The 18,617-nt window shown below is 52.6% G+C and carries 15 protein-coding genes, 3 tRNA genes and 3 rRNA genes; 12 read left to right on the top strand and 9 right to left on the bottom strand.

The window, feature by feature from the left end:
• Nucleotides 1-99: 99 nt before the first annotated feature.
• The 5 genes from tsaA to metN form a co-directional block, all read right to left on the bottom strand.
• Entirely contained in the window at nucleotides 100-807 is a 708-nt protein-coding gene (gene tsaA / locus V1566_RS07090; protein WP_395305445.1) for a tRNA (N6-threonylcarbamoyladenosine(37)-N6)-methyltransferase TrmO, read from the bottom strand.
• Nucleotides 804-1,208, bottom strand: a complete 405-nt coding sequence (gene rcsF / locus V1566_RS07095; protein ID WP_008501883.1) for an Rcs stress response system protein RcsF — start codon at nucleotides 1,206-1,208, stop codon at nucleotides 804-806. The genes tsaA and rcsF overlap by 4 nt, the downstream gene beginning before the upstream one ends.
• A 106-nt stretch (nucleotides 1,209-1,314) precedes the next feature.
• The gene (gene metQ / locus V1566_RS07100; RefSeq protein ID WP_193941881.1) at nucleotides 1,315-2,130 is read right to left on the bottom strand and encodes a methionine ABC transporter substrate-binding lipoprotein MetQ; all 816 of its coding nucleotides are present in this window, start codon (nucleotides 2,128-2,130) and stop codon (nucleotides 1,315-1,317) included.
• A gap of 40 nt (nucleotides 2,131-2,170) precedes the next feature.
• On the bottom strand, nucleotides 2,171-2,824 hold the full coding sequence (locus V1566_RS07105; protein WP_014168730.1) for a methionine ABC transporter permease MetI: 654 nt from the start codon (nucleotides 2,822-2,824) through the stop codon (nucleotides 2,171-2,173).
• Nucleotides 2,817-3,848, bottom strand: a complete 1,032-nt coding sequence (gene metN / locus V1566_RS07110) for a methionine ABC transporter ATP-binding protein MetN (RefSeq protein WP_023334590.1) — start codon at nucleotides 3,846-3,848, stop codon at nucleotides 2,817-2,819. The genes V1566_RS07105 and metN overlap by 8 nt, the downstream gene beginning before the upstream one ends.
• A gap of 188 nt (nucleotides 3,849-4,036) precedes the next feature.
• Here metN and gmhB point away from each other — a divergent pair, with 188 nt between their 5' ends.
• From gmhB to dkgB, 8 genes are all read left to right on the top strand, one after another.
• Nucleotides 4,037-4,603, top strand: coding sequence for a D-glycero-beta-D-manno-heptose 1,7-bisphosphate 7-phosphatase (gene gmhB, locus V1566_RS07115; protein ID WP_395305446.1), 567 nt, complete (start codon nucleotides 4,037-4,039; stop codon nucleotides 4,601-4,603).
• A 369-nt stretch (nucleotides 4,604-4,972) separates the two neighbouring features.
• A 16S ribosomal RNA gene (locus tag V1566_RS07120) occupies nucleotides 4,973-6,514 on the top strand.
• A 69-nt stretch (nucleotides 6,515-6,583) separates the two neighbouring features.
• Nucleotides 6,584-6,660 (top strand) — tRNA-Ile (locus tag V1566_RS07125).
• 38 nt (nucleotides 6,661-6,698) lie between these two features.
• A tRNA-Ala gene (locus V1566_RS07130) sits at nucleotides 6,699-6,774 on the top strand.
• A 180-nt stretch (nucleotides 6,775-6,954) separates the two neighbouring features.
• Nucleotides 6,955-9,860 (top strand): 23S ribosomal RNA (locus V1566_RS07135).
• A gap of 71 nt (nucleotides 9,861-9,931) precedes the next feature.
• Nucleotides 9,932-10,047, top strand: a 5S ribosomal RNA gene (gene rrf / locus V1566_RS07140).
• Together the 16S, 23S and 5S rRNA genes with 3 tRNA genes alongside form the textbook arrangement of a ribosomal RNA operon.
• 56 nt (nucleotides 10,048-10,103) lie before the next feature.
• Nucleotides 10,104-10,180 (top strand) — tRNA-Asp (locus V1566_RS07145).
• 160 nt (nucleotides 10,181-10,340) lie between these two features.
• Nucleotides 10,341-11,144: a 2,5-didehydrogluconate reductase DkgB gene (gene dkgB, locus V1566_RS07150; protein WP_395305447.1), complete on the top strand. Its 804-nt coding sequence runs from the start codon at nucleotides 10,341-10,343 to the stop codon at nucleotides 11,142-11,144.
• A 29-nt stretch (nucleotides 11,145-11,173) separates the two neighbouring features.
• On the opposite strand, the gene yafC is transcribed toward dkgB, so the two are convergent.
• The gene (yafC, locus tag V1566_RS07155; protein ID WP_032661736.1) at nucleotides 11,174-12,079 is read right to left on the bottom strand and encodes a DNA-binding transcriptional regulator YafC; all 906 of its coding nucleotides are present in this window, start codon (nucleotides 12,077-12,079) and stop codon (nucleotides 11,174-11,176) included.
• A gap of 104 nt (nucleotides 12,080-12,183) precedes the next feature.
• Here yafC and V1566_RS07160 point away from each other — a divergent pair, with 104 nt between their 5' ends.
• From V1566_RS07160 to V1566_RS07170, 3 genes are all read left to right on the top strand, one after another.
• On the top strand, nucleotides 12,184-13,359 hold the full coding sequence (locus tag V1566_RS07160; protein WP_148244842.1) for an MFS transporter: 1,176 nt from the start codon (nucleotides 12,184-12,186) through the stop codon (nucleotides 13,357-13,359).
• A gap of 136 nt (nucleotides 13,360-13,495) precedes the next feature.
• Nucleotides 13,496-14,296 (top strand): endonuclease/exonuclease/phosphatase family protein, encoded by an 801-nt coding sequence (locus V1566_RS07165; RefSeq protein ID WP_024909448.1) that lies wholly within the window; start codon nucleotides 13,496-13,498, stop codon nucleotides 14,294-14,296.
• Nucleotides 14,297-14,372: 76 nt separating this feature from the next.
• A complete protein-coding gene (locus V1566_RS07170; protein WP_395305448.1) occupies nucleotides 14,373-15,146 on the top strand; it encodes a class I SAM-dependent methyltransferase in 774 nt (257 codons plus the stop codon).
• Nucleotides 15,147-15,198: 52 nt separating this feature from the next.
• Here V1566_RS07170 and mltD read toward each other — a convergent pair whose 3' ends face one another.
• Nucleotides 15,199-16,563, bottom strand: a complete 1,365-nt coding sequence (gene mltD, locus V1566_RS07175; RefSeq protein WP_148244840.1) for a murein transglycosylase D — start codon at nucleotides 16,561-16,563, stop codon at nucleotides 15,199-15,201.
• A gap of 68 nt (nucleotides 16,564-16,631) precedes the next feature.
• Nucleotides 16,632-17,390, bottom strand: coding sequence for a hydroxyacylglutathione hydrolase (gloB, locus tag V1566_RS07180; RefSeq protein ID WP_395305449.1), 759 nt, complete (start codon nucleotides 17,388-17,390; stop codon nucleotides 16,632-16,634).
• Between the two features lie 32 nt (nucleotides 17,391-17,422).
• On the opposite strand from gloB, the gene V1566_RS07185 reads away from it, so the two are divergent.
• A complete protein-coding gene (locus tag V1566_RS07185; protein WP_023310484.1) occupies nucleotides 17,423-18,142 on the top strand; it encodes a class I SAM-dependent methyltransferase in 720 nt (239 codons plus the stop codon).
• Here V1566_RS07185 and rnhA read toward each other — a convergent pair.
• On the bottom strand, nucleotides 18,139-18,606 hold the full coding sequence (gene rnhA, locus V1566_RS07190) for a ribonuclease HI (RefSeq protein WP_023310485.1): 468 nt from the start codon (nucleotides 18,604-18,606) through the stop codon (nucleotides 18,139-18,141). The genes V1566_RS07185 and rnhA overlap by 4 nt on opposite strands.
• Nucleotides 18,607-18,617 lie beyond the last annotated feature (11 nt).

The following is an 18,617-nucleotide window of genomic DNA, read 5'->3' on the forward strand; positions in this document are numbered from 1 at the left end:
CATTTCGACGATTGGAACAGGCTGAAACACCAGCCTGACACAAAAAAAGTGGTTTAGTTTACCAGTGTGGCAAAGATGCCAAAAGAGAGGAGAACAAAATTACCTGGGTTCAAGGGCAAACACTTCAAAACCTGCCCCGGTGACGCGCCAGCGAACGTTAAAATCCAGCAGCCAGACGGCGTACGTTTTTCCTGCTTCCTCTTCTTTACGGTAGGCCGGACGAGGGTCCTGGGCCAGAACTTCAGTGATGAAATCCCGTAAGCGAGGATAGCGTTTCTCCAGTTGACCGAGCTGCGCGGTTATCTCAGGCGTAAAATAAACAGGCATATCCGCCTGCGGCGCATCCTGAGCATAGCTTGCACGCGCGTCCGGGAGGGCTTCGGCAAAGGGCAAATAGGGTTTGATGTCGATTACCGGCGTGCCGTCTACCAAATCCAGGCTACCTAACTCCAGTATCACCCGATCTTTCTGGCAGCGTATGCCTTTCAGTTCAACCAGCGACATTCCAACCGGGTTTGGGCGGAAGGTCGAGCGAGTCGCAAACACGCCCATTCTCGCATTTCCGCCAAGACGAGGAGGGCGCACGGTCGGACGCCAGCTGCCTTCCATAGTCTGGTGAAACACGAACAGCACCCACAAATGGCTGAAAGCCTCGAGCCCGCGTACCGCATCGGCCTGATTGTAAGGCGCAATCAGGTGAAGCTCACCGCTTCCGCTGGTCACAAGACCGGGCTGGCGGGGGACGGCGAACTTCTCTTTATAAGGAGAGTGGATAACGCCTATCTGCTCGAACTGAAATGCACTCATTTCGCCGTGATGTTCAGCGCAGAACCGATGCAAACCGCCTGACGGTAGCAGCCTGGCGTGCCGCTGGTGACTTCACAGCTGTGCAGCAGGACCGCGTTGGCTTTCATTTTTGCGGCATTAATCTGCATACGTTTACGCGCTGTCGGAATATTCGGTGGTGAGTCCTGATTGGTCGCCTGACAGGATTCACCGCTTACTTCGCCCAGTTCACGGAACGGTTTACCGACGAGTTCGTCTGCTTTCGTGATAATGCGAACCGGCGCAGGGCGAACCACTTTCGGTTTCGCAGGCTCGGTTTTTGGCGGGGTTGCCGTGCTTTGAACAGGTTCAACGGGAGATCTGCTTAGCATAGAACAGCCGCTCAGCATGAGTGCTAAAAGACAGATCGGTAAAGCACGCATAATATTTCCTCAATGGATAATCAAAACGTCAGATATTGAATCAGTAGACTGCACAAATGACAAGACGGGCATAAGCCCGTCCTGATGATATTACACTGTGGTGAGATTACCAGCCTTTAACAGCGCCGCCGTTAAACACTTTGTTGGCTTCCTGGTAAACTTCATCAGACTGATAAGCCTGAACGAATTTCTTCACGTTTTCCGCGTCTTTGTTGTCTTCGCGAGTCACGATCAGGTTAACGTACGGGGAGTCTTTATCTTCAACGAAGATACCGTCTTTGGCTGGCGTCAGGCCAATCTGGCTGGCGTAAGTGGTGTTGATCACGGCCAGAGCAATCTGTGCATCGTCCAGAGAACGTGGCAGCTGCGGTGCTTCCAGTTCAACAATTTTCAGATTTTTCGGGTTTTCGGTAACATCCAGAACGGTTGGCAGCAGGCCAACACCGTCTTTCAGTTTGATCAGGCCCACTTTCTGCAGCAGCAGCAGGGAACGACCAAGGTTGGTTGGGTCGTTAGGCACGGCAACCTGAGAGCCCGGCTGCAGTTCGTCCAGCGATTTAATTTTCTTGGAGTAACCGGCAATTGGATAAACGAAGGTGTTACCGATACCCACCAGTTTATAGCCACGATCTTTGATCTGCTGATCCAGATATGGCTTATGCTGGAAGGCGTTAGCGTCGATATCGCCTTTGCTCAGCGCTTCGTTCGGCAGAACGTAATCGTTGAAGGTCACCAGCTCAACGTCCAGGCCATACTTCTCTTTTGCCACTTTCTGAGCAACTTCAGCAACCTGTTGTTCTGCACCCACGATAACGCCCACTTTAATGTGGTTTGGATCTTTTTCGTCCTGACCGCAACCCACCAGTGCCAGAGAGCCGATCAGCGCGCCTACTGCTGCAAAGGTCTTTAATTTAAACGCCATGTTTTATCCTTAACTCGTAGAGTTTGTGTTGTGTGTAACGTTATTTGTGAGTAACGGTCCGGACGATGCGATCGCCAGAGAACTGGATTAAATAAACCAGAACAACCAGCAATACCAGAACGGTATTCATCACGGTAGCGTTATATCCAATATAGCCGTACTGGTAACCAATCTGACCTAAACCGCCAGCACCCACTGCACCGCCCATCGCGGAATACCCGACCAGCGTGATGAGCGTAATGGTTGCCGCGTTCACCAGGCCCGGCAGTGCTTCCGGGAGCAGGACTTTGCGCACGATCTGCATCGGCGTTGCGCCCATTGCGCGGGAAGCTTCAATCAGACCTGTCGGGATTTCCAGCAGGGCGTTTTCCACCATACGGGCGATAAACGGCGCTGCGCCTACGGTCAGCGGAACGATGGCCGCCTGCAGACCGATAGACGTTCCGACGATCACGCGGGTAAACGGAATCATCCACACCAGCAGAATAATGAAGGGGATAGAACGGAAGATGTTCACCAGCGCAGAGAGCGTACGGTACAGTTTCGCGTTCTCAATGATTTGGCCGGGACGCGTCACGTACAGCAGTACGCCGACCGGCAGGCCAATCACAAAACCAAAGAAGCCAGAGACAAAGGTCATTGCCAGCGTTTCCCAAACGCCGCGAACCAGCAGCCACATCATCGGCTCAGACATAACCCAGTACCTCTACTTTTACGTGATGTTCTTGCAGCCAGGCAATCGCGGCCTGGGTTTCTTCTTGTGTGCCGTGCATTTCTGTCAGCATGATGCCGAACTTCACGCCACCGGCGTAATCCATCTGCGCGCTGATAATGTTGTTGTTCACGTTAAAGCGACGCGCGGTTTCGGAAAGCAGGGGAGCGTCAACGGACTGACCGGTGAACTCCATGCGCAGCATCGGGACGCTGTCTGCCGTCGGTTCGGTTTTCAGGCGTTCCAGATAATCTTCTGGGATATCCAGATGCAGCGTGGACTGGATGAACTGCTGCGCCAGCGGCGTCTTCGGATGCGAGAACACTTCACTTACCGTGTCCTGCTCGATCAGCTCACCGTTGCTGATGACCGCCACGCAGTCGCAGATGCGTTTCACCACGTCCATCTCGTGCGTAATAAGGAGGATCGTCAGGCCCAGGCGACGGTTAATGTCTTTCAGCAGTTCCAGAATCGAACGCGTGGTTGCCGGATCCAGTGCGCTGGTGGCTTCATCACACAGCAGTACCTTAGGATTGCTTGCCAGCGCGCGGGCAATGGCCACACGCTGTTTTTGCCCACCGGACAGGTTTGCCGGGTAGCTATCATGTTTGTCGCCCAGACCCACGAGGTCGAGCAGCTCGGTGACGCGACGCTTCACTTCTTCTTTTGGCGTGTTATCCAGCTCAAGCGGTAAGGCAACGTTGCCGAACACGGTGCGGGAGGCCAGCAGGTTAAAGTGCTGGAAGATCATGCCAATCTGACGACGCGCTTTGGTGAGTTCTTTCTCTGAGAGGGCGGTAAGTTCCTGGCCGCCAACTTCTACGCTGCCCTGGGTTGGGCGCTCAAGCAGGTTAACACAACGAATCAGCGTGCTTTTACCTGCACCCGATGCGCCAATGACGCCATAAATTTGACCAGCAGGAACATGCAGGCTGACGTTGTTCAGCGCCTGAATGGTTCGGTTCCCCTGCTGGAACACTTTGGTGATATTGGAAAGTTTAATCATTAGATTATTTTTATCGTATGTAAGTTAGCCGTGGCATTTTCTTCTGCCAGATACGGGTGATGACCGTAAACAAAACGGATGTTAAGGCATCCAGACGTCTAAATCAATCCAACTCTGTACGATGAGCACTTTATTGCGCTGTGATTCATGAGATACTAGTCGAACAAGCCTTTTTCAGGAGCAAACCGGTGGCAAAATCAGTACCCGCAATTTTTCTCGATCGTGACGGCACTATTAATGTGGATCACGGTTATGTCCATGAGATTGATGAGTTCGAGTTTATCGAGGGCGTAATAGATGCCATGCGCCAGTTGAAAGAGATGGGCTATGCGCTGGTGGTGGTGACGAACCAGTCCGGTATTGCACGCGGTAAATTCACCGAAGCGCAGTTCGAAACGCTGACAGAATGGATGGACTGGTCGCTGGCCGACCGCGGCGTGGATCTCGACGGTATCTACTATTGTCCGCACCACCCGCAGGGAACGGTAGAAGCGTATCGCCAGACCTGTGACTGCCGTAAGCCGCATCCGGGGATGTTCATCTCTGCGCAGGAGTTCCTGCACATTGATATGTCTGCTTCTTATATGGTGGGCGATAAACTGGAAGATATGCAGGCAGCCGCCGCAGCGGGTGTAGGGGCCAAAATATTAGTTCGCACCGGTAAGCCAGTGACGCCAGAAGCAGAAAATGCAGCGGATTGGGTGATTAATAGTCTGGCCGATCTGCCAAAAGAGATTAAAAAGCACCAAAAATAGCCTTTTTGGCGAAAAGATGAGCGGTTGAAATAAAAATGCATTTTTCCGCTTGTCATTCCTCGGCGGCCCCCTATAATGCGCCTCCATCGACACGGCGGATGTGAATCACTTCACACACAACCCGGTCGGTTGAAGAGAAAAAATCCTGAAATAACGGGTTGACTCTGAAAGAGGAAAGCGTAATATACGCCACCTCGCAACGGTGAGCGAAAGCCGCGTTGCAACTGCTCTTTAACAATTTATCAGACAATCTGTGTGGGCACTCAAAGTGACATGGATTCTTAATGTCTCCGGACAATAAATGAATACCAAGTCTCTGAGTGAACATACGTAATTCATTACGAAGTTTAATTCACGAGCATCAAACTTAAATTGAAGAGTTTGATCATGGCTCAGATTGAACGCTGGCGGCAGGCCTAACACATGCAAGTCGGGCGGTAGCACAGGAGAGCTTGCTCTCTGGGTGACGAGCGGCGGACGGGTGAGTAATGTCTGGGAAACTGCCTGATGGAGGGGGATAACTACTGGAAACGGTAGCTAATACCGCATAACGTCGCAAGACCAAAGAGGGGGACCTTCGGGCCTCTTGCCATCAGATGTGCCCAGATGGGATTAGCTAGTAGGTGGGGTAACGGCTCACCTAGGCGACGATCCCTAGCTGGTCTGAGAGGATGACCAGCCACACTGGAACTGAGACACGGTCCAGACTCCTACGGGAGGCAGCAGTGGGGAATATTGCACAATGGGCGCAAGCCTGATGCAGCCATGCCGCGTGTATGAAGAAGGCCTTCGGGTTGTAAAGTACTTTCAGCGGGGAGGAAGGCGATAAGGTTAATAACCTTGTCGATTGACGTTACCCGCAGAAGAAGCACCGGCTAACTCCGTGCCAGCAGCCGCGGTAATACGGAGGGTGCAAGCGTTAATCGGAATTACTGGGCGTAAAGCGCACGCAGGCGGTCTGTCAAGTCGGATGTGAAATCCCCGGGCTCAACCTGGGAACTGCATTCGAAACTGGCAGGCTAGAGTCTTGTAGAGGGGGGTAGAATTCCAGGTGTAGCGGTGAAATGCGTAGAGATCTGGAGGAATACCGGTGGCGAAGGCGGCCCCCTGGACAAAGACTGACGCTCAGGTGCGAAAGCGTGGGGAGCAAACAGGATTAGATACCCTGGTAGTCCACGCCGTAAACGATGTCGACTTGGAGGTTGTGCCCTTGAGGCGTGGCTTCCGGAGCTAACGCGTTAAGTCGACCGCCTGGGGAGTACGGCCGCAAGGTTAAAACTCAAATGAATTGACGGGGGCCCGCACAAGCGGTGGAGCATGTGGTTTAATTCGATGCAACGCGAAGAACCTTACCTACTCTTGACATCCAGAGAACTTAGCAGAGATGCTTTGGTGCCTTCGGGAACTCTGAGACAGGTGCTGCATGGCTGTCGTCAGCTCGTGTTGTGAAATGTTGGGTTAAGTCCCGCAACGAGCGCAACCCTTATCCTTTGTTGCCAGCGGTTAGGCCGGGAACTCAAAGGAGACTGCCAGTGATAAACTGGAGGAAGGTGGGGATGACGTCAAGTCATCATGGCCCTTACGAGTAGGGCTACACACGTGCTACAATGGCGCATACAAAGAGAAGCGACCTCGCGAGAGCAAGCGGACCTCATAAAGTGCGTCGTAGTCCGGATTGGAGTCTGCAACTCGACTCCATGAAGTCGGAATCGCTAGTAATCGTAGATCAGAATGCTACGGTGAATACGTTCCCGGGCCTTGTACACACCGCCCGTCACACCATGGGAGTGGGTTGCAAAAGAAGTAGGTAGCTTAACCTTCGGGAGGGCGCTTACCACTTTGTGATTCATGACTGGGGTGAAGTCGTAACAAGGTAACCGTAGGGGAACCTGCGGTTGGATCACCTCCTTACCTTAAAGAACCTGCCTTTGTAGTGCTCACACAGATTGTCTGATGAAAAACAGCAGTAAAAACCTCTACAGGCTTGTAGCTCAGGTGGTTAGAGCGCACCCCTGATAAGGGTGAGGTCGGTGGTTCAAGTCCACTCAGGCCTACCAAATTTGCGAAGCAAATTTGAAGAGGTTAGCAAAACGATGGGGCTATAGCTCAGCTGGGAGAGCGCCTGCTTTGCACGCAGGAGGTCTGCGGTTCGATCCCGCATAGCTCCACCATCTTTTACTGCGAACACAAGAAAACTTCAGAGTGAACCTGAAAAGGTGCACTGCGAAGTTTTGCTCTTTAAAAATCTGGATCAAGCTGAAAATTGAAACGACACATCTTTAAGGTGTGTTCGAGTCTCTCAAATTTTCGCAAGTCGGTGATGAATCGAAAGAAACATCTTCGGGTTGTGAGGTTAAGCGACTAAGCGTACACGGTGGATGCCCTGGCAGTCAGAGGCGATGAAGGACGTGCTAATCTGCGAAAAGCGCCGGCGAGGTGATATGAACCTTTGACCCGGCGATGTCCGAATGGGGAAACCCAGTGTGTTCCGACACACTATCGTTAACTGAATACATAGGTTAACGAGGCGAACCGGGGGAACTGAAACATCTAAGTACCCCGAGGAAAAGAAATCAACCGAGATTCCCCCAGTAGCGGCGAGCGAACGGGGAGCAGCCCAGAGTCTGAATCAGCTTGTGTGTTAGTGGAACGGTCTGGAAAGTCCGGCGATACAGGGTGACAGCCCCGTACACGAAAGCACACAGGTTGTGAACTCGAAGAGTAGGGCGGGACACGTGGTATCCTGTCTGAATATGGGGGGACCATCCTCCAAGGCTAAATACTCCTGACTGACCGATAGTGAACCAGTACCGTGAGGGAAAGGCGAAAAGAACCCCGGCGAGGGGAGTGAAAAAGAACCTGAAACCGTGTACGTACAAGCAGTGGGAGCACCTTCGTGGTGTGACTGCGTACCTTTTGTATAATGGGTCAGCGACTTATATTCTGTAGCAAGGTTAACCGTATAGGGGAGCCGAAGGGAAACCGAGTCTTAACTGGGCGTTAAGTTGCAGGGTATAGACCCGAAACCCGGTGATCTAGCCATGGGCAGGTTGAAGGTTGGGTAACACTAACTGGAGGACCGAACCGACTAATGTTGAAAAATTAGCGGATGACTTGTGGCTGGGGGTGAAAGGCCAATCAAACCGGGAGATAGCTGGTTCTCCCCGAAAGCTATTTAGGTAGCGCCTCGTGAACTCATCTTCGGGGGTAGAGCACTGTTTCGGCTAGGGGGCCATCCCGGCTTACCAACCCGATGCAAACTACGAATACCGAAGAATGTTATCACGGGAGACACACGGCGGGTGCTAACGTCCGTCGTGAAGAGGGAAACAACCCAGACCGCCAGCTAAGGTCCCAAAGTCATGGTTAAGTGGGAAACGATGTGGGAAGGCACAGACAGCCAGGATGTTGGCTTAGAAGCAGCCATCATTTAAAGAAAGCGTAATAGCTCACTGGTCGAGTCGGCCTGCGCGGAAGATGTAACGGGGCTAAACCATGCACCGAAGCTGCGGCAGCGACGCGTATGCGTTGTTGGGTAGGGGAGCGTTCTGTAAGCCGTTGAAGGTGTCCTGTGAGGGGTGCTGGAGGTATCAGAAGTGCGAATGCTGACATAAGTAACGATAATGCGGGTGAAAAGCCCGCACGCCGGAAGACCAAGGGTTCCTGTCCAACGTTAATCGGGGCAGGGTGAGTCGACCCCTAAGGCGAGGCCGAAAGGCGTAGTCGATGGGAAACAGGTTAATATTCCTGTACTTGGTGTTACTGCGAAGGGGGGACGGAGAAGGCTATGTTAGCCGGGCGACGGTTGTCCCGGTTTAAGCATGTAGGCGGAGGTTCCAGGTAAATCCGGTACCTTATTAACGCTGAGGTGTGATGACGAGGCACTACGGTGCTGAAGTAACAAATGCCCTGCTTCCAGGAAAAGCCTCTAAGCATCAGGTAACATCAAATCGTACCCCAAACCGACACAGGTGGTCAGGTAGAGAATACCAAGGCGCTTGAGAGAACTCGGGTGAAGGAACTAGGCAAAATGGTGCCGTAACTTCGGGAGAAGGCACGCTGATATGTAGGTGAAGCCCCTGCGGGTGGAGCTGAAATCAGTCGAAGATACCAGCTGGCTGCAACTGTTTATTAAAAACACAGCACTGTGCAAACACGAAAGTGGACGTATACGGTGTGACGCCTGCCCGGTGCCGGAAGGTTAATTGATGGGGTTAGCGGCAACGCGAAGCTCTTGATCGAAGCCCCGGTAAACGGCGGCCGTAACTATAACGGTCCTAAGGTAGCGAAATTCCTTGTCGGGTAAGTTCCGACCTGCACGAATGGCGTAATGATGGCCAGGCTGTCTCCACCCGAGACTCAGTGAAATTGAACTCGCTGTGAAGATGCAGTGTACCCGCGGCAAGACGGAAAGACCCCGTGAACCTTTACTATAGCTTGACACTGAACACTGGTCCTTGATGTGTAGGATAGGTGGGAGGCTTTGAAGCGTGGACGCCAGTCTGCGTGGAGCCGCCCTTGAAATACCACCCTTTAATGGCTGGTGTTCTAACGTAGACCCGTAATCCGGGTTGCGGACAGTGTCTGGTGGGTAGTTTGACTGGGGCGGTCTCCTCCCAAAGAGTAACGGAGGAGCACGAAGGTTAGCTAATCCTGGTCGGACATCAGGAGGTTAGTGCAATGGCATAAGCTAGCTTGACTGCGAGAGTGACGGCTCGAGCAGGTGCGAAAGCAGGTCATAGTGATCCGGTGGTTCTGAATGGAAGGGCCATCGCTCAACGGATAAAAGGTACTCCGGGGATAACAGGCTGATACCGCCCAAGAGTTCATATCGACGGCGGTGTTTGGCACCTCGATGTCGGCTCATCACATCCTGGGGCTGAAGTAGGTCCCAAGGGTATGGCTGTTCGCCATTTAAAGTGGTACGCGAGCTGGGTTTAGAACGTCGTGAGACAGTTCGGTCCCTATCTGCCGTGGGCGCTGGAGAATTGAGGGGGGCTGCTCCTAGTACGAGAGGACCGGAGTGGACGCATCACTGGTGTTCGGGTTGTCATGCCAATGGCATTGCCCGGTAGCTAAATGCGGAAAAGATAAGTGCTGAAAGCATCTAAGCACGAAACTTGCCCCGAGATGAGTTCTCCCTGACTCCCTGAGAGTCCTGAAGGAACGTTGAAGACTACGACGTTGATAGGTCGGGTGTGTAAGCGCAGCGATGCGTTGAGCTAACCGATACTAATGAACCGTGAGGCTTAACCTTACAACGCCGAAGCTGTTTCGGCGGACGAGAGACAGAAGATTTTCAGCTTTGATACAGATTAACAGAATTTGCCTGGCGGCTTTAGCGCGGTGGTCCCACCTGACCCCATGCCGAACTCAGAAGTGAAACGCCGTAGCGCCGATGGTAGTGTGGGGTCTCCCCATGTGAGAGTAGGGAACTGCCAGGCATCAAATTAAGTAGTAAGCCGGTGCATAAATCCGGTGGTTACAAGCAGTCTTCGGTGGAGCGGTAGTTCAGTCGGTTAGAATACCTGCCTGTCACGCAGGGGGTCGCGGGTTCGAGTCCCGTCCGTTCCGCCACTTATTAAAAGCCCTGAGCTAACGCTCAGGGCTTTTTTCTTATCTGACGTTTAATTATTGCGAAATTAGCAAAAATCCTCTGCGTTTTGCGATCTTTTTCTCTATAACAAGGCCAGCGATAATCTTCCTCAGTTTACGAACATAACGATTGAGGAATATTATGATTCTCCCTGCATTTGGTCTGGGCACTTTCCGCCTGAAAGACGACGTTGTTATCGCATCAGTTAAAACCGCACTCGAACTGGGCTATCGTGCAGTTGATACGGCACAGATCTATGAAAACGAAGCTGCCGTTGGACAAGCTCTCGAAGAGAGTGGTGTGCCGCGTAACGAACTGTTTATCACCACGAAAATCTGGATTGAGAATCTCAGCAAAGATAAGCTGATCCCTAGCCTGAAAGAGAGCCTAAAAAAACTGCGTACTGACTACGTAGATCTGACGTTGATCCACTGGCCATCACCGAATGATGCCGTCTCAGTAGAAGAATTCATGCAGGCGCTGCTGGAAGCGAAAAAGCAGGGCTTAACCCGTAAAATTGGGATCTCCAACTTCACCATTCCGCTGATGGAGAAAGCCATTGCCGCTGTTGGCGCAGATAATATTGCGACCAACCAGATTGAGCTGTCTCCATACCTGCAAAACCGCAAAGTCGTGGACTGGGCAAAACAGCACGGGATCCACATCACCTCATACATGACGCTGGCCTACGGTAAGGCACTGAAAGATGAGGTGATTACTCGTATCGCAGAGAAACATAACGCCACTGCTGCACAGGTGATTCTGGCATGGGCAATGGGTGAAGGTTATGCCGTGATCCCATCATCAACTAAGCGTGAAAACCTGGCCAGCAACCTGTTGGCAACGGATCTTCATCTGGATGCTGACGATAAAAAAGCGATCGCAGCACTGGAGTGCAACGATCGCCTGGTAAGCCCGGAAGGTTTAGCCCCTGACTGGGATTAAGTTTGACCCACCCTCTGTAACCTGAACCCTCACACAGCTCCTCCGGGAGCTGTTTTTATATGTTCACTCAGGAAATCAATAAAGGCACGAATGCGCGTACTCACCGCTCTGTCACTGTAATACACTGCGCTAAAAGGCATCTCTACCGGCAGACGCTTATCGGCCATTAACTCCACGAGCTCACCGCGCGCAATTTCTTTATCAATCATGTAATCCGACAAACAGGCGATGCCATTCCCGGTAAGGCACAGCTGCTTCAGCGTTTCCCCGCTGTTTGAAGATAATCCGCAGGTAATTTCATAAAGTTGACCATCATGACAGGCGACAGGCCAGGTGTTTAGCGACACCGGCTCCGTAAAGCCCAGGCACAGATGCTGCTTCAATTCTTCAACCGTCTCCGGTTTACCATGTTCGGCAATATACTCTGGTGATGCGATAATTTTGCGATAGCTGGCAAACAGAGGTCGGGCACGCAAGCTTGAATCTGTCAGGGTTCCCGCCCGGATGGCCACATCCACTTTACGCTCGATGAGGTTGATAAACGTCTCTGAGGAGACCAGCGAGAGCGTCATCTCCGGATAGCGCTCGCGGAAAGGTTTGATCAGCGGCATCAGAAAGTGAAGCACCACCGGCGTGGCCGCATCAATGCGCAGCAATCCACGCGGAGTGCTGCGGGTCTCCATAATCTCCGTCTCCGCTGCGGCCATCTCCTGCAGTACCGACTGCACGCGGCGAAAGTAACGCTCTCCTTCTTCCGTCAGGCTCAGCTGCCGCGTCGTTCGGTTGAGCAGACTCACTCCAAGCTTCATCTCCAGTTTTTTTACCGAACGGCTGATGGCCGAATTAGCCTGACCCAGCTGTTCGGCCGCGCGGCTAAAGCTGCCGCTTTCAACGACGGCGACGAAGATTGTCAGCTCTTCTGATGTTGCTTTCATTGTTGCACCACCTGCAAAATTCTATTGATATTTTGACCATTTTTGTTATTTAAGCACTGGCGCATACTGCCTGTCATCTTAATCCTGATGATACGGAGTATTTTATGCCACTGGCGCTACTTGCCCTGACGATCAGTGCCTTTGCAATTGGCACGACCGAATTTGTTATCGTGGGTCTGGTTCCCACTATTGCTAACCAGCTTGCGATCTCGTTACCCTCTGCCGGGCTGTTGGTGTCTATCTACGCCCTCGGCGTCGCTGTCGGTGCGCCAGTGTTGACGGCCCTGACCGGGCGTTTTCCGCGTAAGCAGCTGTTAGTCGCGCTGATGGTACTGTTCACCGCCGGCAACATTCTGGCCTGGCAGGCACCGGACTACACCACGCTGGTGATTGCCCGTCTGTTGACCGGCCTTGCACACGGTGTGTTCTTCTCGATTGGCTCCACTATTGCCACCAGCCTGGTACCCAAAGAGAAAGCGGCTTCAGCCATTGCGATCATGTTTGGTGGGCTGACCGTCGCACTCGTTACGGGCGTACCGCTGGGAACGTTTATCGGACAACACTTCGGCTGGCGTGAAACGTTCCTGGCTGTCTCCTTGCTGGGGGTCATCGCTCTGGTGACCAGCCTGCTGCTGGTACCGTCAAATATTCCAGGCCGGGCGAGCGCCAGCCTGCGCGATCAGCTGAAGGTGCTCACGCATCCGCGTTTGCTGATCATCTACGCGGTTACGGCACTGGGCTATGGCGGCGTATTCACCGCCTTTACCTTCCTGGCGCCGATGATGCAGGACCTGGCGGGCTTTTCCCCCAATGCCGTGAGCTGGATTTTGCTGGGATACGGTATTTCCGTTGCCATTGGCAATATCTGGGGCGGCAAGCTTGCAGATAAGCATGGTGCGGTACCGGCGCTGAAATTCATCTTCGCCGCCCTGGTTGTTCTGCTGATGATTTTCCAGTTCACGGCTTCGGTACACTACGCCGCGCTGGTCACGGTGCTGGTCATGGGGATTTTTGCCTTTGGTAATGTGCCCGGGCTTCAGGTTTACGTTGTCCAGAAAGCCGAGCTCTATACGCCAAATGCGGTGGATGTGGCATCGGGTCTGAACATTGCCGCATTTAATATTGGCATCGCACTGGGCTCCATCATTGGCGGACAAACCGTAGCGCATGTTGGGTTAACCCAGACCCCGTGGATTGGTGCGGTGATTGTCCTGGTGGCCTTCCTGCTGATTGGCCTGAGTGGGCGCCTTGATAAACCTGCTCGCGTCGCGCTGGGTTAACATCAGTAAGTGCTTGCTTACAAAACTGGAAAGCGGATTCTCAGAAATTGCGTTGAAAGTATGACCTAAAGTCCCTATAACATTAGAACCAGTCCGTTTTCCGGGCTGGTTCATGTTACAGAGGCTGTTTCCAAAAGTGCGAAAAAATACCTATGCCATGCGTTATGTTGCCGGAATGCCCGCGGAGAGGATCTTGCCTCCGGGATCATTTGCGAGCATAAGCCAGGCATTGCCCGCCGGCACACCGTTAAGCAGCGATGAGAAAATCCGTGTACTGGTGTGGAATATTTTTAAGCAGCAGCGTGCCGAATGGTTATCAGTACTCAAGAATTTTGGAAAAGATGCCCACCTGGTTCTGCTCCAGGAGGCGCAAACCACCCCAGAGCTGGTACGGTTTGCCACCACGAACTATCTTGCCGCCGATCAGGTGCCTGCATTTGTCCTGCCACAGCATCCCTCAGGTGTGATGACACTTTCAGCAGCACATCCGGTCTATTGCTGTCCTCTGCGCGAACGTGAACCTATCCTGCGTCTGGCGAAATCGGCGCTGGTGACGGTCTATCCGCTGCCGGATACCCGAATGCTGATGGTCGTGAACATCCATGCGGTCAATTTCAGCCTGGGCGTGGATGTCTACAGTAAGCAGTTACTTCCGATTGGCGATCAGATTGCCCATCACAGCGGCCCCATCATTATGGCAGGCGATTTCAATGCCTGGAGCCGACCGCGCATGAATGCGCTGTATCGCTTTGCGCGTGAAATGTCGCTGCGTGAAGTTCGTTTTAGCGATGACCAGCGCAAAAAAGCCTTTGGTCGTCCTCTTGATTTTGTCTTCTATCGTGGTTTGAGCGTGCACGACGCCTCTGTTCTGGTGACGCGCGCCTCCGATCACAACCCTCTACTAGTTGAATTCAGTCCCGGCAAACCTGATAAATAATGGTGTGTCAGGTCTGCCGTGGGGCAGGCCTGCGCGGGTGCTGCCCTTTTATTTTTAACCAACAAAGGACAGTACGATGACAACAACACACTCCCATCATGACAACGTAGAAAAACAGTTTGGTTCTCAGGCAAGTGCCTATCTGAGTAGCGCCGTGCATGCTTCTGGCCGCGATCTGGTGCGTCTCGGTGAGCGTCTGGCGGCGTTCCCGCAGGCCCGCGTGCTGGATTTAGGCTGCGGGGCAGGGCATGCCAGCTTTACGGCTGCGCAGCAGGTCGCGCACGTTACCGCGTATGACTTATCCAGCCAAATGCTGGACGTCGTTGCTGAGGCGGCGAAAGCGAAGGGGCTGGACAACATTGATACGCGCCAGGGCTATGCTGAATCCTTACCTTTTGATGATGCGTCGTTTGAAGTGGTTATCAGCCGTTACTCTGCGCACCACTGGCATGATGTCGGCCAGGCATTACGCGAAGTTAAACGTGTTCTGAAGCCGGGTGGCATCTTCATTATTATGGATGTGATGTCCCCTGGACATCCGGTGCGCAATATCTGGCTGCAGACGGTCGAAGCGCTGCGCGATACCTCGCACGTGCAAAACTACGCCAGCGGAGAGTGGTTGTCATTTATCACTGAAGCGGGGCTGATCGCGCGCGCGTTGATTACAGACCGCTTACCGCTGGAGTTCAGCTCGTGGATCGCGCGTATGCGCACCCCGGAAGCATTAAGCCAGGCGATCAGGCTGTATCAGGAGAGTGCGTCCGCGGAGGTAAAAGCATACTTTGAACTGCAGGAGGATGGCTCATTTACCAGCGATACCATCATGGCTGAAGCGCAAAAAGCGGGATAAACAAAAAAGGCACCGAGGGGAATCGGTGCCTTTTTATCTTTCGATCGTGCTATCAGGAGTCTGGCGTAGCGCTGTTCTTCACAAACAGCGTCAGCTGGTCGCCAGGTTTCAGATTGTCAGTATCATTGTTCCAGCGCATCACATCCTTGATGTTTACGCCGTGTCGTTTTGCGATACTGGACAGTGAATCGCCCTTGCGCACGCGATAGGTAATGCTATCGCTGTTGCTGGCGAGACGCTGTGCGCTGCTACCTGCACCTACCGTCAGAGTCTGACCCACTTTCAAGCCGGAACTGCGCAGGTTATTCCACTGCTGCAGATCTTTCGCATTCACGCCAAGACGTGAAGCAATGCCCGAAAGCGTATCACCTGAACGAACCTTATAGCTGCGGCTGTTAACTGATGAGGCATCGGCGATCAGCGTTGACTGAACGGCGGCGATTTCACCAGAAGCTAAAGACTCACGTAACTGTTCAGCATGTTTCTGCGGAACCATTACATACTGCGGGCCACTTGCCCCCAGGGTTGAGCCTTTAACGCCTGCATTAAAGGTTTTCAATTTACTTACCGACATACCCGTCATATCAGCAACCTGTTGGATATCAACCGGATTGCTGAGGCGAACACGCGCCAGTGCACGACTTTCGTCTGGTGTTGGCAGTTGTACACCGTAACGCTTGCTGTTCTTGAGAATATCGCTCAATGCCAGCATTTTCGGTACGTAAATCTTTGTTTCCTGTGGCAGTGAGAGCGACCAAAAATCGGTGGATTTACCCCGTGCTTTATTCGCTTTCATTGCCTTCAGTACACGACCTTCGCCGCTATTGTACGCTGCGACCGTTAACAGCCAGTCACCGTCAAACATCTTGTTCAGACGTTGCATCATGTCGAGAGCGGCTGTCGTTGAAGCGACAACATCGCGACGCGCATCATAGTTGCGGGTCTGTTTCAGACCATAGTTTCGCCCGGTGCTCGGAATGATCTGCCAAATACCTGCGGCATTGGCGCCAGACGTCGCGTGTGGGTCAAAAGCGCTCTCCACTATGGGTAGGAGTACCAGCTCCATAGGCATGTTACGTTTCTTAACTTGCCCGGCTATCCAGTACATATACGGCTCTGCCCGTAACGTTACATCGTGGAGATAGCTCTTATTACTTAAATACTTCTGTTTCTGTTCGCGAATCCGGGTATTTTCCGGAATTCCCATCTTTAGCTCGTCGCCAATAGAGGTCCACAAGTCTTGATCCTGCGCGAAAGATGTTCCATCGTCCATCCAGCGCGCCGAACTTGCAAACTTCCCTGCTTCCCCTTGACCAGCTGCAGAAAGGCTCTGTGCGTGCTGTTGTACGTTGCTGCCGTTCTGCGACTGGCAACCTACAAGCAGGACAGAGGCGAGTAATATCGCTTTTGCCTTCATGTGTGTGTCAATAGTTGCTTAAAAGACGAGCGATGATAACGGCGAAATTTTGAAAAGGCAACCCGCAATTATCTGAAGTTATCTTTCTTTGACCTTAACCATGCAAATCGCTGTTCTGGTTGTTGCAAATTTGTTTCTTGGTTAATTTTGTTAATTAAATCAACGTCATCTGTTCGTAAAAATAAATTAATTTGGCGCTCATTTTTCAGAATTACGGGTAGTGTTTTTTGGTTTTTTGCACGTAACTCCTTCACTTTGTGATAATAATCCTGAATAGCCCTATCCTCGGGTAAGAGGCTCACGGAAAACTTCATATTTCCTAATGTATACTCATGGGCGCAACAAATGATTGTTTCGTCGGGTAGTGCGTTAATCTTCTGTAAAGACTGGTACATTTGAGCAGGCGTACCTTCAAACAGTCTTCCGCAGCCTCCGGAGAACAGCGTATCGCCGCAAAAAAGATAAGGCTTACTGTAGAAACACAGATGTCCCAAAGTGTGACCTGGTGTAGCAAATACGGAAAACTCCCACTCGCGTATGAGGATAGTTTCGCCTTCTTCGACTACTTGCGTAATGCCCTTATCTTGTGCCTCTGCCGGTCCGTAAACCACCAGATGCGGAAAATGAGTGCGCAGTTCAGGCACGCCGCCAGTATGATCGTGATGGTGATGCGTCAACAGAATGGCTTCTGGCTGCCAGCCGTTCTCTTTTATGGCGCGCAGAACAGGGCCCGATTCTCCGGGATCGACAATGACGCATCGACGATCGTCGTCAACCAAAACCCAGATGTAATTGTCCTCAAAGGCTGGAATACTGATAAGATTCATACATTACCTCTTATAGCGTGGCGGGTGTTTTGATGAAACCGGCAAGGATACCTCAGACTGTCGCAGCACCGGAACGTTGGGCGGAATTGCCCTGGGGTGAATACTATCGCGAAGCGTTAGAACAACAGCTGAAGCCCTGGCTCGCGAAAATGTATGGCTTTCACCTGCTTAAGATTGGCAATCTCAGCGCGGAAATCAATACCGAAAGCTGCGCTATCTCGCATCAGGTCAACGTCTCTCTCGGCGGATCGCCGGTTCAGGTAAAAGCAGACCCGTTGCATCTGCCGTTTGCGGAAAAATCCGTCGATGCGTGTTTGCTCGCCCACACGCTGCCCTGGTGCAGCGATCCGCATCGTCTGCTTCGCGAAGCCGATCGCGTGCTGATTGATGACGGCTGGCTGGTACTTAGCGGATTCAATCCGCTAAGCCTGATGGGCCTGCGTAAGCTGGTACCGGTGCTACGCCGGACTCCACCTTACAACAGCCGGATGTTCACCATGATGCGCCAGCTCGACTGGCTTTCGCTGCTGAACTTTGAAGTGCTCTGCTACGGAGGTTTTCAGGTGCTGCCCTGGGCGCGGCAGGGGGGCGTGGTACTGAGCACCCATCTCCCCGCGTTGGGCTGTTTGCAGTTTATCGTCGCGCGTAAGCGAACTATTCCCCTTACGCTTAACCCCATGAAGCAGAGCAAGTCGAAAACGCCCATCCGCCAGACCGTCGGCGCCACGCGGCAGTACAAAAAAACCGATTAGGCGTCGGGCTGATAGCCCGCATCTTCATGAGCGGGATTGGATGCCGCAGCGCGCGCCAGTTCGTCGCAGCGTTCGTTTTCCGGGTGGCCTGCGTGGCCTTTAACCCACTCCCACTTAATCTGGTGCTGGCCCAGCGCAGCATCAAGACGTTTCCAGAGATCGACATTCTTGACCGGCTTCTTATCGGCAGTTTTCCAGCCGCGTTTTTTCCAGTTATGGATCCACTGGGTGATCCCCTGACGCACGTACTGGCTGTCGGTGCTTAGCACCACGTCACAATGTTCTTTTAACGCCTCCAGCGCCACGATGGCCGCCATCAACTCCATCCGGTTGTTGGTGGTCAGAAAATAGCCTTCGCTAAAAGTTTTTTCGTGCTGGCGATAGCGCATAATCGCGCCGTAGCCGCCGGGTCCTGGGTTACCGAGACAAGATCCATCGGTGAAAATTTCTACCTGTTTACGCATCTCTGGTAGAC

Origin of the sequence: Enterobacter sp. ECC-019 (assembly GCF_043974075.1) — a bacterium.
GTDB classification, from domain to species: domain Bacteria; phylum Pseudomonadota; class Gammaproteobacteria; order Enterobacterales; family Enterobacteriaceae; genus Enterobacter; species Enterobacter asburiae_D.

Coding starts and splice junctions, on each gene's coding strand:
- tsaA (WP_395305445.1), bottom strand. CDS start 807: ATGAGTGCATTTCAGTTCGAGCAGATAGGCGTTATCCACTCTCCTTAT.
- rcsF (WP_008501883.1), bottom strand. CDS start 1,208: ATGCGTGCTTTACCGATCTGTCTTTTAGCACTCATGCTGAGCGGCTGT.
- metQ (WP_193941881.1), bottom strand. CDS start 2,130: ATGGCGTTTAAATTAAAGACCTTTGCAGCAGTAGGCGCGCTGATCGGC.
- V1566_RS07105 (WP_014168730.1), bottom strand. CDS start 2,824: ATGTCTGAGCCGATGATGTGGCTGCTGGTTCGCGGCGTTTGGGAAACG.
- metN (WP_023334590.1), bottom strand. CDS start 3,848: ATGATTAAACTTTCCAATATCACCAAAGTGTTCCAGCAGGGGAACCGA.
- dkgB (WP_395305447.1), top strand. CDS start 10,341: ATGATTCTCCCTGCATTTGGTCTGGGCACTTTCCGCCTGAAAGACGAC.
- yafC (WP_032661736.1), bottom strand. CDS start 12,079: ATGAAAGCAACATCAGAAGAGCTGACAATCTTCGTCGCCGTCGTTGAA.
- V1566_RS07160 (WP_148244842.1), top strand. CDS start 12,184: ATGCCACTGGCGCTACTTGCCCTGACGATCAGTGCCTTTGCAATTGGC.
- V1566_RS07170 (WP_395305448.1), top strand. CDS start 14,373: ATGACAACAACACACTCCCATCATGACAACGTAGAAAAACAGTTTGGT.
- mltD (WP_148244840.1), bottom strand. CDS start 16,563: ATGAAGGCAAAAGCGATATTACTCGCCTCTGTCCTGCTTGTAGGTTGC.
- gloB (WP_395305449.1), bottom strand. CDS start 17,390: ATGAATCTTATCAGTATTCCAGCCTTTGAGGACAATTACATCTGGGTT.
- V1566_RS07185 (WP_023310484.1), top strand. CDS start 17,423: ATGAAACCGGCAAGGATACCTCAGACTGTCGCAGCACCGGAACGTTGG.
- rnhA (WP_023310485.1), bottom strand. CDS start 18,606: ATGCGTAAACAGGTAGAAATTTTCACCGATGGATCTTGTCTCGGTAAC.